The 16,335-nt window shown below is 47.3% G+C and carries 11 protein-coding genes; 8 read left to right on the forward strand and 3 right to left on the reverse strand.

Annotation, left to right across the window (positions count from 1 at the left end):
• The first annotated feature begins 14 nt into the window (after positions 1-14).
• From FHS57_RS13700 to meaB, 8 genes are all read left to right on the forward strand, one after another.
• Positions 15-1,565: a DUF1501 domain-containing protein gene (locus FHS57_RS13700; RefSeq protein WP_183974496.1), complete on the forward strand. Its 1,551-nt coding sequence runs from the start codon at positions 15-17 to the stop codon at positions 1,563-1,565.
• Between the two features lie 117 nt (positions 1,566-1,682).
• The gene (locus FHS57_RS13705; protein ID WP_229601344.1) at positions 1,683-2,687 is read left to right on the forward strand and encodes a toxin-antitoxin system YwqK family antitoxin; all 1,005 of its coding nucleotides are present in this window, start codon (positions 1,683-1,685) and stop codon (positions 2,685-2,687) included.
• A 106-nt stretch (positions 2,688-2,793) separates the two neighbouring features.
• Positions 2,794-5,169 (forward strand): TonB-dependent receptor, encoded by a 2,376-nt coding sequence (locus tag FHS57_RS13710; RefSeq protein WP_183974498.1) that lies wholly within the window; start codon positions 2,794-2,796, stop codon positions 5,167-5,169.
• A gap of 96 nt (positions 5,170-5,265) precedes the next feature.
• Complete coding sequence (locus FHS57_RS13715; protein ID WP_183974500.1) at positions 5,266-6,480, forward strand: GTP-binding protein; 1,215 nt, start codon at positions 5,266-5,268, stop codon at positions 6,478-6,480.
• A 27-nt stretch (positions 6,481-6,507) separates the two neighbouring features.
• Positions 6,508-7,068, forward strand: coding sequence for a hypothetical protein (locus FHS57_RS13720; protein WP_183974502.1), 561 nt, complete (start codon positions 6,508-6,510; stop codon positions 7,066-7,068).
• Positions 7,069-7,204: 136 nt separating this feature from the next.
• Positions 7,205-8,248 carry a tRNA preQ1(34) S-adenosylmethionine ribosyltransferase-isomerase QueA gene (gene queA, locus FHS57_RS13725; protein ID WP_183974504.1) on the forward strand — a complete coding sequence of 348 codons (1,044 nt, stop codon included), beginning with the start codon at positions 7,205-7,207 and terminating at the stop codon, positions 8,246-8,248.
• Positions 8,249-8,252: 4 nt separating this feature from the next.
• Positions 8,253-8,930: a 2-C-methyl-D-erythritol 4-phosphate cytidylyltransferase gene (locus FHS57_RS13730; RefSeq protein WP_183974505.1), complete on the forward strand. Its 678-nt coding sequence runs from the start codon at positions 8,253-8,255 to the stop codon at positions 8,928-8,930.
• A 15-nt stretch (positions 8,931-8,945) separates the two neighbouring features.
• A complete protein-coding gene (gene meaB / locus FHS57_RS13735; protein ID WP_183974506.1) occupies positions 8,946-9,938 on the forward strand; it encodes a methylmalonyl Co-A mutase-associated GTPase MeaB in 993 nt (330 codons plus the stop codon).
• Here meaB and FHS57_RS13740 read toward each other — a convergent pair.
• From FHS57_RS13740 to mtgA, 3 genes are all read right to left on the reverse strand, one after another.
• Entirely contained in the window at positions 9,931-10,824 is an 894-nt protein-coding gene (locus FHS57_RS13740; protein WP_183974507.1) for a hypothetical protein, read from the reverse strand. The two genes, meaB and FHS57_RS13740, sit on opposite strands and share 8 nt — an antisense overlap.
• Before the next feature lie 78 nt (positions 10,825-10,902).
• Positions 10,903-15,258, reverse strand: coding sequence for an Ig-like domain-containing protein (locus FHS57_RS13745; RefSeq protein ID WP_183974508.1), 4,356 nt, complete (start codon positions 15,256-15,258; stop codon positions 10,903-10,905).
• 249 nt (positions 15,259-15,507) lie between these two features.
• Positions 15,508-16,260, reverse strand: coding sequence for a monofunctional biosynthetic peptidoglycan transglycosylase (gene mtgA, locus FHS57_RS13750; protein WP_183974509.1), 753 nt, complete (start codon positions 16,258-16,260; stop codon positions 15,508-15,510).
• Positions 16,261-16,335: the final 75 nt, after the last annotated feature.

Consider the following 16,335-nt stretch of genomic DNA (forward strand, 5'->3'; position numbering starts at 1 on the left):
CCTGAAAACAACTTATGAATCGGAAAGAATTCTTACAGCAATTAAGCTTTTTGTCGGGTGGGGTCGCTTTTGGAATGGGCGGAATGTCCGTCAAAGCTTTTGCCCATAATCCGTTTGCCATCGACATGGAAGCAACCAACGGAAAAATCTTGGTTTTAGTCCAACTCGCAGGTGGAAACGATGGCTTGAATACCGTCGTTCCTTACGAAAACCCGTTGTATTATAACAAGCGCGCCAACATTGCCATCAAAAAGGAAGACGTGTTGCCCCTCACAAGTCAGATGGGGCTCAACCCTGCAATGGCGGCTTTCAAAGACTTATACGACAAAGGCAAGCTGACCCTCGTTCAAAATGTAGGTTATGCCAACCCCAACCGTTCACACTTTCGTTCTACTGATATTTGGTTGACAGGCTCTGATGCGGCTGAGTTTTGGGACGAAGGCTGGATTGGGCGCTACCTCACCAAACTTTACCCAGGATTTCCCCTGCAAATTCCCGAAGAACCCATGGCCATTCAGCTTGGTTCGGTAGAGTCGTTGTTGATTCAAACAGATTTAGGTTCAACGGGTGTGGTGTTTAGCAACCCGACCAATTTTTATAACTTAGTCTCAGGAACCACCATCGATAACGAGCCTGTTCCTGAGACACTTGCGGGCGACGAGCTCCGTTTTATGCGGCAAGTAGCTACGCAATCGGTGGCTTACTCGGGCATTATCAAACAAAAATGGGACAAGTCCCTCAAAAATCTTTACACCTACCCTACGACAAACTTGGCGAGTCAGCTCAAAATTGTGGGCGAGCTTATTGGCGGTGGGCTTCAAACTCCTGTCTATCTTACGACGATTGGGGGATTTGATACCCACGCCAACCAAGTAGTGGCCAATGCCACCAACACTGGTACACACGCCAACCTGCTCCGAACCGTGGCCGACGCCGTGGCTGCTTTCCAAAAAGACTTGGAAAAACGCGGCTTGGCCGACAAAGTAGTGGTCATGACGTTTTCGGAGTTTGGCCGACGGGTGTCGCAAAATGGCACCATGGGTACCGACCACGGCTCGGCGGCTCCGCTATTTGTAATTGGGTCAGGCGTTCGCGGGGGGGTATTGGGTAAAAACCCCGCATTAGGTGACCTCGACGGCAACGGCGACATCAAGTTTGAGTACGATTTTCGGCAACTTTACGCCAGTATTTTGCAAGACCACCTCGGCGTCGAAACAAACACAGTACAAGGCATTATGGGAGGAAAGACTTTTTCAACGCTTCCTATTTTCCGCCAATCAACGAGTGGATACGTGGCGACCAACCAAGAATTTACGTTTGACCAAAGCGGAGCCAACCCATTCACAACCTACACCACCCTTTTGTACTCACTCAAAAAAGACATGTACGTCAAAATCAGCCTATACGACATGATGGGGCGTGAAGTAGGCACCATCAAAGAAGGCAACATGGCCGCAGGAGTTTATTCAGCCATTGTTGAAGGAAGTTACTGGATGCCAGGCCCTTATTTGTGTGCAATGAGATGCGACGCAGGACAAAAAGTGATTCGCATTTTAAAAGCATAACGTCAGAAACAAGAGGAATAATTGGGCACACAACAAAATCAACGGCGCAACGTTCTAAAATTTGGTATAATTTTGGCAAATGATTCGTTAGTTTCGTATCAAACACGTAGAATTACCATGTTTTTGCATTCGAGTATGTCCTCTTTCCGCTTTATTCCTGCATTTGTTACACTTTGTTTGGCATTTACGGCTGCTGCACAAGAGCAAAACCCTTCGTCGAGTAAAACCAAATCGCAACAACTTAAAGAACGAAAAGCGCAGGCCGATAGCATGCTCCAAAAAGCAGGCATCGCCACGCCTAGCCTTGGGGTTGGCGCCACTGTCGGAGGAAAATCCGTCAAACCATCCGATGCTAAAGAGTTTTTCAGTGAAACGCTGCCCGACCTTGGCCTCAAAATCAAGGACATTAAGAAAAAAGAAAAGGCACGCAGGCAGAAAAAGAAAAAATACCATACCGATTACGAAGGGCTTGCCATCAACCGAATGACTTCTAGCACAGGGAGTGGCGACCGTATTACCCAAATCGAATTTCACGTTTTAAAAGAATACCGCCAACCCCGTACTTACGATGGGCTGGATGTGTATTGGTACGATACCCGCAACCGTATCATTACTAAATCGGTGATGAAAGACAAAGAAGCGGCGCTGATTTTGCACGGCCCATACAAACGCTACGTATCGGGGAATTTGGTCGAAGAAGGCAATTATTACATCGGCACCAAAGATGGGCGCTGGGAAAGCTACGACGGCGATTATAAATTATTAGACAAAAGCAAATGGAAACACGGGTTTCCTGCCGAGTCCAGAGTGACCTATTATGATTCGGCCCACACCAAGGTGCGGGAAGTAATTCCAGTACAGTTTGGTAAACGAAAAGGTGATTACCTGATGTTTTATGACGGTGGTCAGCTCATGGTCAAAGGCCAATACGACAACGACTTCCCCGTCGGAACTTGGAATGAATACTACCAATACCGTCGTCAACGCAAAAAAGTAACCCGCTACCCTCGCTACTGGTACGAAGACGGCGAAGCAGTCGTACTGAATGAATGGGACGATAAGGGCAAACTCATTTACGAACGCCCCAAAGACGCCGACACCACCGAAGAGTCTGAAAAATAAGCTAAAACCTGTTGGAACTTCTTTTTAGAAAGAATTTCGCCAACAGGTTTTTTAGTGAACTTTTTACAGTTGCAACTTCGTTGCAGATGAAGTACTTTTGTCCAAAATGAATAAAAAAGAACTTCCTCCTTTCCCACTATTCCCACTGCACCCGACGCGCTCAAAACGCCGTTGGCAGCCTCAATTCTTCGCTGGATGGGTTCTTTTTTTGTTGTTTCACTCCGCTTACGCGCAAACTCCGAAAGATTGCCACTGCCTCATCAAGGGAGTCGTCAAAGACCGTGAAACCCGTCAACCCATCGTTGGGGCTATTTTACGCATCGAAGGAACTTCCTTTTTTGCCACAACGGACACTTCGGGTCGCTATAAAATCGACCAAATTTGCCAAGGGAAATACACCCTCGAATGCCGCATCGTTGGGTACAAAGTCATTAAAACGTCTATTGTCCTTGAGCACAGCGCCGAAGAAGACCTGAACCTGAGCGAAGACGAAGTTCACCTTCAGGACGTCGAGATTGTTGCTCGACGCATCCAAACGCCTCTTTCCCAGAAAAGTAGCCTTTTAGAAGGGCAAGCCCTCGACCTTACCCGTGGTGAAACGTTGGGCGATGCACTCAAAAAAATATCGGGCGTCACAACCCTCCAAACTGGGGCATCGATTAGCAAACCCGTCATTCACGGTCTGCACAGCAATCGGGTCGTCATTATGAACAACGGCATTCGCCAAGAAGGCCAACAATGGGGCTCAGAACACGCGCCCGAAATCGACCCGTTTATTGCCAAACGCCTAACCGTCGTCAAAGGCGCAGCAGGCGTTCGCTACGGCTCTGACGCCATTGCGGGCGTTATTTTAGTTGAGCCCGACGAACTTCCAAAAAGCCCACGGCTGAGTGGCGAAGTGAATGCTGCGGCATTTTCCAACGGCCGCATTGGGGTTGTGTCAGGTACATTGCAAGGAGGATTACCTCAGTGGAAAGGCTGGACATGGCGTATTCAAGGCACCCTCAAAAACGGTGGCAACATCCGCACTCCCGACTATTTTATGGCCAATACGGGCGTGCGAGAAAACAATTTTTCGGCCACAACAGGCTACCGAAGCAGCCGCTTTGGCGTTGAAGCATTTTTTAGCCAATTTGTTAATAACATTGGCATTTTTTCGGGTTCACACATTGGGAGTACGTCCGATTTATTGAACGTCATCAAAAACGGCGAACCATTTATCAAAACGGGCTTCACCCGCAACATCGAACGCCCCAACCAGCTCATTCTCCATAACCTTCTTAAAGGAAAAGCATTCTATAATTTTAACGGCAACCGACTTAGCTGGACCGTCGGGCGACAATTTAACCGTCGAGCCGAGTATGACTTGCACGGCCCGCAAGCGTCCACTAACCCCGCCCTCCTATTCCGCATCACTACCCTTACCAGCGACCTTGTGCTTGACCACAAGCCACTTGGCAACGGTAAAATGAGTGGACAATTGGGGCTAAGTGGACTGTATCAGTACAATTTTACGGACGGGCGGCCACTGATTCCTGATTTTGAGCAAACCAATATCGGCATTTTTGGGCTAGAACGTTGGGTATTTCAACACTGGGAATTGGAGGCTGGCGCTCGTTTTGATTGGCGTCAATTGGATGTTTTTCGCTTCGTTGGCACCACGCCTGACCCGCGACATCACTCATTTACTAATGGCTCGGGTACCGTTGGCGTAGTTTATACACCCGACGAAAAGTTGTCGTTTCGAGCCAATTTTGGAACAGCTTGGCGCCCCCCTACGCCCAATGAATTGTACAGCAAAGGCGTTCATCACGGAGCAGCTTCGTACGAAGAAGGCGACGAAACCCTTCGACCCGAAGTAGCTTACAACCTCATCGGAAGTGTGGAATACACTAGCCAACGTTTTAAGGGAGAATTGGGAATGTATCACAACCAAATTTCCGATTTTATTTACCTAAAACCCCAAGCCGAACCCATTTTGACCATCCGTGGCGCGTTCCCCTATTTCAAATACACCCAAACCGACGCTACGTTTACGGGTTTTGACCTTGATACTCAGTGGGATGTCATCCCAAAACGTTTTTCCCATAACTTAAAACTCTCTTATTTGCGCGCTTACGACCGCCGCGAGCAGGGTTATTTGGTGTTTATCCCAGCCAATCGCATCGAAAACGAACTGCGTTGGAGCGTTGGGAAAGTGTTTTCTTCCAAAGATACCTATCTGATGCTCAGTCACCTTTGGGTGGACAAACAGCGCCGCGTACCGCCTAACAGTGATTTTATGGAACCGCCCTCGGCTTACCATTTGTGGAATATAAACATTGGTGGGATGCTGTCGCTCAAGGAATTATCGCAATTACATTGGACTTTTGCAGTTCAAAACGTCCTTAATACTTCGTACCGCGATTACCTCAATCGGTTTCGTTACTTTGCAACCGAACAAGGCCGCAATGTCTCCCTGAAACTTCGCTATACGTTTTAAGTCCTCCACAAAAAATTCTGCCTAAAAGTTAATTGCAACATTGATGCAAATAAAAGTTTGACTACATTTGCAACACTATTGCAAAAACTCGCTTTAATGATACAGAAAAAATTGCCCGTGACCGTGTTGTCAGGTTTTTTGGGGGCAGGAAAAACCACCCTGCTCAACCACGTACTTCACAACAAAGAAGGACTTAAAGTCGCAGTCATTGTGAACGACATGAGTGAGGTCAACATTGACGCACAGCTGGTAGCGCGAGAAAATACCCTTTCGCGCACCGAAGAAAAACTCGTTGAGATGTCGAATGGCTGTATTTGTTGCACGCTCAGGGAAGATTTAATGGTAGAAGTAGAGCGACTGGCCCAAGAAAACCGTTTTGACTACCTACTCATTGAAAGTACAGGCATTTCTGAGCCTGTTCCCGTGGCGCAAACTTTCACGTTTGTGGACGAAGAAAACGGCATTGATTTGTCTAAATGGGCACAAATCGACAGCATGGTCACGGTGGTGGATGCCTTCAATTTTTCCAAAGATTTTGGTTCGGTGGACACCCTTCAAACACGCAAACTCAGTGAAGACCCACAAGATTATCGGACGATTGTCAACTTGTTGACCGACCAAATTGAGTTTGCCGACATCATTTTATTGAACAAAACGGATTTGATTAGTAAACTACAACTGCAAGAGTTGACCGCTATCATCAAGTCCTTGAACCCTGTTGCGAAAATCATTCCAACGACTTTTGGCAAAGTGCCTCCTTCCACGATTCTCAATACGGGCCTCTTTGACTATGGCAAAGCCGAGCAATCAGCAGGCTGGATTCAAGAATTACAAAACACTGCCTCGGGCAAAGGCCACACCCCCGAAACCGAAGAGTACGGCATCAGTTCGTTTGTATTTCGAGACAAGCGTCCTTTCCATCCTGAGCGCTTTTGGAACTACCTTTCCAACGATTGGCACGCAGGTATTATCCGCAGCAAAGGACTTTTTTGGTTAGCTTCTCGCCCCGACGAAGCCATCAACTGGAGCCAAGCAGGCGGCTCCCTCCGCGCCGAAAGCGCGGGAGTTTGGTGGTGCAGCATGCCTTTTAACCAGCGAATTCGGTATTCGGCTTACGTTTCAAATCAAAAGCTCATCGAAAGTAAATGGGATAAGCGTTTTGGCGACCGTCAAAACGAACTTGTGATTATTGGGCAAGATTTAAACCCCAAAGCCATTGAGCAAGAACTCATTGCCTGCCTTTGTACCGAAGCAGAAATCAAGAAAATGGAAGCCAACGAACGTTTTTTTGACCCATTCCCCGTCTTATAATTTTTCATTCAACATATCCATCAAACTATGTCACTTTTTCACACCCGACTCATCATTTTGTTAGGTTTAGTTGTAACCCTTGGAAGTTGCAAAAAAGAAGAGCCCGCTCCCGAGGACGAAAACGAGTTAATTACCACCGTACGGTTGAAATTTACCGAAAATGGAACGACCACAACTCAAACTTTTGAGTGGAAAGATTTGGACGGCGACGGTGGTGCTGCCCCTACCATCAGCGCTATTTCTTTACGCCCAAGCCGCACTTACAAACTTGAGGTAGAATTTTTAAATGAAAGTGTATCTCCAGCAGAAAGCATTAATAGCGAGATTTTGGAAGAAGCAGATGAGCACTTAGTCGTAGTAACCCCTAGTGCGTCTAGCTTATTTACTTATACCGCTACTGATAAAGACAGCCGCAGCCTACCCATTGGATTGGCAGGGACATTGGTCACAGGAACAGCCAGCACAGGTACGATCAAAGTACAGCTTCGCCACCAACCGCCAGTCAATGGTCAACCCGTCAAAAATGGTACTGTTACTCCTGGTAGCGACGACGCCAACGTTACTTTTCCTTTGACACTCGTTCCTTAAAGCGCCCAGTCAATTCAGAAAACCTCTGAGGAAGGGGTGTATCTAAAAAAAAGCACCAAAGTAACTGAAAATCGCTTATTTATTAGTACTTTTGCGGTCTTAATTTTTTGAGGTGTCTTTTAGATAAGAAAGATATATGAAACTGTCCGAGTTCAAGTTTGACCTTCCTCAGAGCCTTGTTGCGCTCTATCCAGCCGATCGTGGCGACTCCCGCTTAATGGTGGTAAATCGTCAAACTAAGAAAATTGAACATAAAAAATTTTCCGAAATTATAGATTACTTCAGCGAAGGCGACGTGATGGTTGTCAACGATACCAAAGTTTTCCCTGCTCGTTTGTACGGACAAAAGGAAAAAACAGGTGCTAAAATCGAGGTATTTCTGTTGCGTGAGCTTAACCGCGAAATGCGCCTTTGGGACGTATTGGTGGATCCCGCACGTAAAATTCGGGTAGGGAACAAATTGTATTTTGGCGATAGCGATTTGGTAGCAGAAGTCATTGACAACACTACTTCGCGCGGCCGTACAATTCGTTTCTTGTATGATGGCAACCACGACGAGCTCATGCGCGCCATCGACGAACTAGGCGAAACTCCCCTGCCGCGCGACATCAAGCGCAAGGTAGAAGATGCCGACCGTGAGCGTTATCAAACCATCTTTGCCCAACACGTAGGTGCCGTAGCTGCCCCTACCGCTGGAATGCACTTTACAAAGGTGATTCAGCGCCGCATGGAAATCAAGGGGATTAATTTCGCTCCTATCACCTTGCACGTGGGCGTGGGTACTTTCCGCCAAGTGGATGTAGAAGATTTGACAAAGCACAAAACCGACTCAGAAAATTATGCCATTTCTGAGCCTAGTACAGCGATTATCAACAACGCATTGGACAACAAAAAGAAAGTGTGTGCCATTGGAACCACTTCTCTCAAGGCCCTTGAATCTTCGGTATCAGCCAACAATCGCGTTAAGCCATTTGTGGGATGGACGGATAAATTTATTTTCCCTCCATACGATTTCAAGATTTCAAACGCGCTATTGACCAACTTCCACTTGCCTGAGTCAATTCTATTGATGATGACTTGTGCATTTGGTGGGCATGAGCTAATCATGGAAGCTTACGATGTCGCTATCAAAGAAAAATACAAATTTTTCAGCTACGGTGACGCCATGCTGATCATCTAAGCAAATGACAAAATTTGCCATTATCGTCGCTGGGGGAAGCGGAACACGCATGGGGAAAAAGATGCCAAAGCAATTTATTGAAATTGGCGGAAAACCCATTTTAATGCACACCATTGAGAAATTTCTTTCGTATGATTTCTCTTTGCAGCTCATTCTGGTTCTCCCAGCCAGCGAAATGCAAGCTTGGTACGCCCTCTGCGACAAGCACGAATTTTACCCTCCGATTGTCACCGTTACTGGCGGTGGTACCCGTTTCCAATCGGTCAAAAACGGACTTCAACGCATCAGCACAAAAGAAGGACTCGTCGCTGTTCATGACGGAGTTCGTCCGTTTGTTACCCCCGAAATCATTGCCAAAGGATTTGAGGTTGCCGCCGAAAAAGGCGCTGCCGTAACGAGCGTTCCGCTCAAAGATTCTCTCCGATTTGTGGCCGAAGACGGCAGCAACCAATCAGCCGAGCGCGCTTCTTACCAGCTCGTTCAAACGCCCCAAACTTTCCGACTCGACTGGATGCGACCAGCATTTGACGCTCCCGAGCAGCCTTTCTTTACCGACTGTGCCAGCGTGCTCAACTTTGCGGGCCGTGAAGTGACCCTCATCGACGGTGCCTACGAAAATATTAAAATCACAACGCCCGAAGATATCCTTTGGGCAGAGGCTTTTTTAGGTTCTCATCACTAACTAAAAGTCACTCCCTTGCGACATCGTCTTTCAGTTCAGGCTTATGTTGAAGGCGTTCTTTCGGGCAACCGAATGGTTTTAAGTCGTGCCATTACCCTCATCGAAAGTCAGCTTCCTTCCGACAAAGAACTAGCGCAGCAAGTTTTAGAGCTCATTTTACCGCATACTGGGCGTTCTGTTCGCATTGGGATTACGGGGGTGCCAGGTGTTGGAAAAAGCACGTTTATTGAAGCTTTTGGAAAAAAAATAACGGGTCTTGGCAAACGACTAGCGGTTTTGGCCATTGACCCCACCAGCCAACGCTCCAAGGGAAGTATCATGGGCGATAAAACCCGCATGGAGGAGCTTTCCCACGACCCTTTGGCCTACATTCGCCCTTCTCCTTCAAGTGGTTCGCTGGGGGGAGTTGCCAACAAAACCCGCGAAACGATGCTCTTGTGCGAAGCTGCTGGCTTTGAAGTAATTTTTATCGAAACCGTGGGCGTGGGCCAATCGGAAACTTTGGTCAAAGGCATGGTTGATTTTTTCCTCTTGTTGATGCTGGCGGGCGCAGGTGATGAACTTCAAGGCATCAAAAAAGGAATTATGGAAATGGCCGATGCCGTTGTCATCACCAAAGCCGACGGCACCAATCAGCCTGCTACCCAAAGAGCAGTAGTTGAATACCAAAATGCACTTCACTTGTTTCCCCCCACCGAAAATGGATGGTATCCACAGGTAAAAACCTGTTCAGCCCTCGAAAATAGGGGCTTGGATGCTATTTGGACGATGATTAAGGAATTTACGCAGCAGGTACAACAAAACGGTTTTTTCCACCGAAATCGTCAGCAGCAAAGCCTTGAATGGATGCACAGCCTCATTCGCTATGCCTTAGAAGAGCAGTTTTATCAGCACCCCAAAGTTCTCCAGCAACTTCGCGAGATGGAGGCACAGGTAGAAAACGAAAAATGGCTGCCTATTAAAGCAGCCACCTATCTATTAGAGATTTTTAAAAACTTCCCTAGTTAATAATTCGGAAAGTTATGGGTACACACTTAACATTTGAGCAGTCGGTGCCAGTACTTTGAATCGTGACAGTCGCTGTGCCTTGCCCTGTACCAGCCCCACAACTACCTGTAACACTTTGTACCGTGTAAGTCGTTGTATTGGTTGGAGTGACTGTTACGGTCTTGCTAGGCTCTTGTTGTGTCAGTGTTACTGAAATTCCACCGTTTAACGCTACCGTCGCTGGTAATACGCTATTTTGAGATGCAACAGTCAAAGTAGAGCTTCCTCCCGCTGGAATTGTTCCTCCTCCCGACAACAACACAGTAGGCGTAGCTGGGCATTGGTTAGTGATAGGCGTCAACGCTCCTTGCGACACTTGTCTTGTCAACGACATATTGTTTTGTGGATCAGCAGGATCAGGATATGCCATTGTCACGACCGTTGACGGATTGCTTGAACTCACCGAAATACTATAACATTTGCTGGTATTTCCTGCGGTACTAAATGCCAAACACGCCACCGTTTTCCAATTGGTATCCACCGTTGTTCCTTCTCCATTCACCCCGTTATTTACGATGTTAATACTTAATGCACTGGTGGGATCTCCTGGCGTCCGGGTCATTCCAAGCAACGAATAGGTTCCTCCACTAAATACTCCCCGACTTCTGTAAACGGGGTTACTCAACTGGTTTGTGGGATACGTCAACAAAATATTGGCATTTCCCATCACAAAGGCACTGTCGGCAGAAGTAGAACGGATTTCTACGCACATCGTCACCGAATCTTTGGCGCAGTTATAACTCCCTGGAACAAGCCTCACTTCATAACGTCCTTGGGCCTTGGCAAAAGTTGCACTCATCAATAGCGCCCCGACAACTAAAAAAGATAGAAGATTAAACTTTTTCATATTTTCCGAATAATTGGTTCGATTTTTGTTAAAGCCCTTAACAGCCTGCCACTTATATTGCGCAATTAATATGCCGGTTTAGAAACTTACGCCTGAAAATTTTCCGTTGTTTTTCCGCCAAAGAATGTCGTCATTGGCATTTACTTCTCCATCTAAATTATAATCAGTCAGTAAATAGCGTGCAAATTTCCCGTTGTCCAAGCGCCACGTACTTGAGTCATTGGCATTGATTTCAGAAAAAGAGGATTTGTTTGAATCTCCCGCAAACAAGCAGTGAATAGCTCCAACCTGCATCTGCCCCGACGCAGGTGCATTGGAAGGAATATAGGACTGTTGCTGAGTAAAATCGTACGTAATTTTATTGCTTGCAATGGCTACAGGTGTATGAGACGCCGCCCCAACGTGTGTTCGGTGTTCTACCAGTACATAATAAGACTGCGACGTGGACAAAGTAGGACAAGCCGCTACCAAGGTCACATTACCATTTTTACGGAGTAAACCCGCAGTGCGATAGACCATCGAGGAGGCATTGGTTACATCCGTTCGTAGTGAAATCAGCACCCAATCTACCACATCGCTGTCGTACGAACTTACCGTCTCGGTGCCCAAATAATTCCAAGGGGCTGTTTTATAAGGCTGACCAGCAGGAGTTGCTACGCCAAAGGGGCTTACGGGTGTTTGGCCAGGCAATAGTCCTTGTTGGTTGAGCGTCGTTGACATTTCGGTACTTCCCCAAACGCCTTCCATGTATATTTTTATGGTTGGGCACGCCACAGAGGTTGACGTAGAAATAACGTTAACAACGATGGTTGCTCGTGGGCTTTCACACGTATTTACCGTTTGGGATACGTAATAGTTGGTTGCTCCCACTGTTGCCGTCGATGGTGTGGGGGCTGTCGTATTGGATGTTCCTCCCGTTGGGACGGTGTACCATTTTAAAGACGTACCCGTAGCGGTTAATGGGCTTGCTGTTTGTCCTTGCGTATAGTTAATTGGCGACGTAGCTGTAGGAGCAGCAGGCGTAGCCGTCACATTCCCATCAATTTTAGTACGGCCACTTTCGCAACCACTTACCGTTTGAGATACCCAATAACTGGTTATGCCTGCGGTTGTCGTTGAAGGCGTCGGTGCCGTAGCGTTGCCTGTTCCGCCCGTCGCTGCGGTGTACCACAGCAAATTACTGCCCGTGGCTGTCAATGCTACCGCCGTTTGATTTTGGCAATAGTTAATCAGTGTCGTCGCGGTGGGAGCGCTTGGTGTAGCCGTAACATTCACATCAATTTTTGCTCGGGTACTACTACCACAACTGCCTAATGTCTGAGATACCCAATAACTGGTTCCGCCTGCGGTCGTCGTTGAAGGCGTCGGGGCTGTGGCGTTGCCTGTTCCGCCCGTCGCTGCGGTGTACCACAGCAAATTACTGCCCGTGGCCGTCAGCGCTACCGCCGTTTGGTTTTGACAATAATTCACAGGAGTTGTTACCGAAGGCGGGGGTGGAGTAGAACTCACAATAACGTCAATTTTTGTGCGATTACTTTCGCAGCTACTTACCGTTTGAGATACCCAATAACTGGTGGTGCCCACTGTCGTCGTTGATGGGGTTGGCGCAGTCGAATTGCCTGACCCACCCGTCGCGGCGGTGTACCACAGCAAATTACTACCCGTGGCCGTCAGCGCTACCGCCGTTTGATTTTGGCAATAGTTAATCGTCGTCGTCGCGGCAGGAGCGCTTGGCGTGGCCGTGACAATAACGTCAATTTTTGTACGACTACTTTCGCAGCTACTTACCGTTTGAGACACCCAATAACTGGTGGTGCCCGCTGTCGTCGTTGATGGGGTTGGCGCAGTTGAATTTCCTGGCCCGCCCGTCGCGGCGGTGTACCACAGCAAATTATTGCCCGTGGCCGTCAGCGCTACCGCCGTTTGATTTTGGCAATAATTAATCGTCGTTGTCGCGGCAGGAGCACTTGGCGTAGCCGTGACAATAACATCAATTTTTGTACGACTACTTTCGCAACTACTTACCGTTTGAGATACCCAATAACTAGTGGTACCGGCTGACGTCGTTGATGGGGTTGGCGCAGTTGAATTTCCTGACCCACCCGTCGCGGCGGTGTACCACAATAAATTACTGCCCGTGGCCGTCAGTGCTACCGCCGTTTGGTTTTGACAATAATTAATCGTCGTTGTCGCGGCAGGAGCGCTTGGCGTGGCCGTGACAATGACGTCAATTTTTGTGCGACTACTTTGGCAGCCACTTACCGTTTGAGACACCCAATGACTGGTAGTACCAACTGTCGTGGTAGAAGGAATCGGGGCTGTCGCGTTGCCTGGCCCGCCCGTCGCTGCGGTGTACCACAACAAATTACTTCCCGTGGCCGTCAGCGCTACCGCCGTTTGGTTTTGGCAATAATTAATCGGTGTAGTTGCGGCGGGGGCGCTTGGAATGCTATTGATGGTAAAAGTTGCGCTGTTTGAACCCGTTACGCTCGGCGAAACAGAATTGACGCGAACTCTGTAGCCTGTTCCACTTAACGTTCCAGCAGGAATGGTCGCGGTCAATGGACTACTTGTTCCCGTTGTTGGAATATCAACAAAATTATTTCCAGCCGCATCCGACAACTGAACGACGTACGAAGTAGAGGTTAAATTGGCCGTTGTGAAACTAACACTGATGCTTTGACCAGCACATACGGTACTCGGCGTGACGCTACCCGTTGTAATAGAAGGTGGCGACGCCCCTGAGACAATTAAGCTATAATCTTCAGCTTCTCCATAATTTAGGTTAATGCAAGGATCGGTGACTGCACTACCCGACCCCGAGTTATAACTTGACCGTACCCGCATTCGTACCATTCCGCTTGCCGTCACTGGAATGGTAAAAGAGTTGGTCGCCGTAGGATTCATCCTTGTCGAAGAAATATCCGTACTTTGATACACCTTCTCGGACGCCTCAAAAACTCCATCTTGGTCATAGTCAAGCCATATGGTAATGTGTTGGTCAAAATAAGTACCAACCCCACCTGAAGTAGCCCTTGCCGTAAACGTGTATGTGCTACCTGCGGTTACGTTGTAAGGCGTAGATGTATAATCTCCAAAATTACCTGCCGAACAATTAGAGTTGATGTTGTTAATGATGGTTGTGGCCCCCTGTTTCAAGATAAAATCATCAATCAATACCTGGAGCGTCGAACATGAGGTACTGTAGGTTGGAGTACAATAGTTGAGCCCAGTAGTGATGATAAACACAGCACTATAGTCGGTCGAAGAGTTGGACGCCTTTACGCGGTAATAATAAGTCGTAAACGCGGTGGTTGTTTGGTCTAGGTAGGTCGTAACGTTGGGGGCTATGCCACCAATAGGCACAAAGCCCGCCGTGGCAGAGGTCGTTGAACGCTCAATAATAAACCCTGACTCATTGGATGAATTATCGGTAAAGGTCAGCGTTACCCCCGATGGCCCCAGTGTTCCTGCCAAGTTGCTTGGTACGTTAGCTCCCGTGACGGTCGAGCCGCAAGTGAGCGAATACTGGTTTGCGCCGTCAGTTCGTAACAAAACCCCTCCGCTGATTCGGTTCATTTGCCCTGCCGTAAAAGTATTTCCGCACGCAATTGGATAGTACGACATGATGTTGGAAAGCGAGGGATTGTACAACTGATTTTGGGGATCTCGTGCCGTTCCTGTGTAACTACAGCCGAGCAAGCTCACCGAATCTCGTCCGTAAGGATCGGCAGGGGTATCACAAACCAAATCTCCTTTTGTTGCGCAGTTGCCTCCCTGAACCAATTCACGGTTGGCTAAATTGGGGTCTGTGCTTCCTTGGAACGTGTGTAACAAATTAAAATAATGGCCTAACTCGTGCGTAAACGTTCGCAAATCGGTGGCATTACTGGCTTGGACAAAAAGTCGATTGGTGCTTGCCAACGTACTCGGGAAGTACGCATATCCTGATACTGCCAAACTGCCAAACTGTATGGTATTGGGGAAATAAACGTTTAGAGCATTCGTCACATCGTTGGCATTGCAGAGGACAGACTCTTCGGTGTTATCGTAATCGTAGAGGGTAGTGTTGTTGATGTAATTGGGAGAACCACAGAAGTAAAACTGAAGCCCACTGCCTACGTTGATGTAGTATGAATTGACTTGAGCAAGTGCGATGTTAAGATCTGCGATGCTGAGTCCGCCTGTGCCATCTGTTCTTCTTAGTACATGCGCTTTAATTGGGATATACTGAACTGTTTGAATGGCCGCCGTCGCATATTGTTCGGCAAACTTTTGTTTCAGCTGAATGACTCGATTTTCTCGGCTTTGAATCTCTGCCGCATTTTCGTGGGGAGTTCCGCAGGGTACAGCCTGAGCGCGTGCTTCAAAATGAAGCAGCCACGCGGCCCAAAACACCGCACACCCAATAATGCGTAAAACATTTCGAATCATGCCCCTACTACATCGTTAATACTCGTTAAAATGATGTTACAGTTTTGTCACCCACAAGAGGATAACTCTGTGAAAATCAATTAATTAAATTTACGTAGGGTAATTGGTACAGTATAATTTTATAGGCAATAATTATGCCAAAAGTTGATATATCTAGTAGAATATACTTTTCTACCGATACAAAAACAAGCTAACACACACATAATGAGCCACTTTCGAGCACTTTTACCTTATAATATAAGCATATTCTTACAGTTTTGCGGTATAATCTCGGCCCAACATTCGCATTTGGCGAGCTATTTGCTGTGTACGTCTCAGCGTATAACTCGACGGGTTTTTAATGGAAAAACGTAAAGGACTTGGCAATACGGCTGCAATGCGCGCTGCTTCTATACGAGTTAGGTTTGCCGACGATTTTTGGAAAAAGCGTTGAGCGGCGGCTTCATACCCAAAAGTCATATTGCCTGTCTCAGCTACGTTAAGATATACCTCTAAGATACGTTCTTTTCCCCAGATTACCTCAATTAAAAGTGTAAAATATACTTCTAAGGCTTTTCGAACGTAACTGCGGCCTTGCCATAAGAAGACATTTTTGGCTACTTGTTGCGAAATGGTGCTTGCTCCTCTGATTTTTTTTCCCTTCAAATTGTATTGAAATGCGTTGCCCATGGCTTTGAAATCAAAGCCCCAATGTTCGGGAAAAAGCTGGTCTTCGGAAGCTACTACCGACAAAGGCGCTTCTTTCGACATGTCATCAATGGAAGTCCAATCCGAATAAATTTTACTACTGCGACCATCCGCAATGGCTTCCACTTTTCGTACCAGCATGAATGGCGTAAACCAAACGGGTACAAACTTGAGCACTGTCACCCAAATCACCGACCCCACCAGAAAATACAGTATGCTCTTTAGCACAAAACGCGTTAGAATAGACTTCCAGCTTTTTGTTTTGGGCAAGGGTGCAGATGCAGGGGTATTGGGACGAATTCGGTTAACAGCCATAGAAGACTAGAAAAGGGTTATCAAAATAGTGTGACTGACTAAATGTAACAAAAATCGAAAAAGGAATCCAATTGT

Origin of the sequence: Runella defluvii, from assembly GCF_014195535.1 — a bacterium.
GTDB classification, from domain to species: Bacteria; Bacteroidota; Bacteroidia; order Cytophagales; family Spirosomataceae; genus Runella; species Runella defluvii.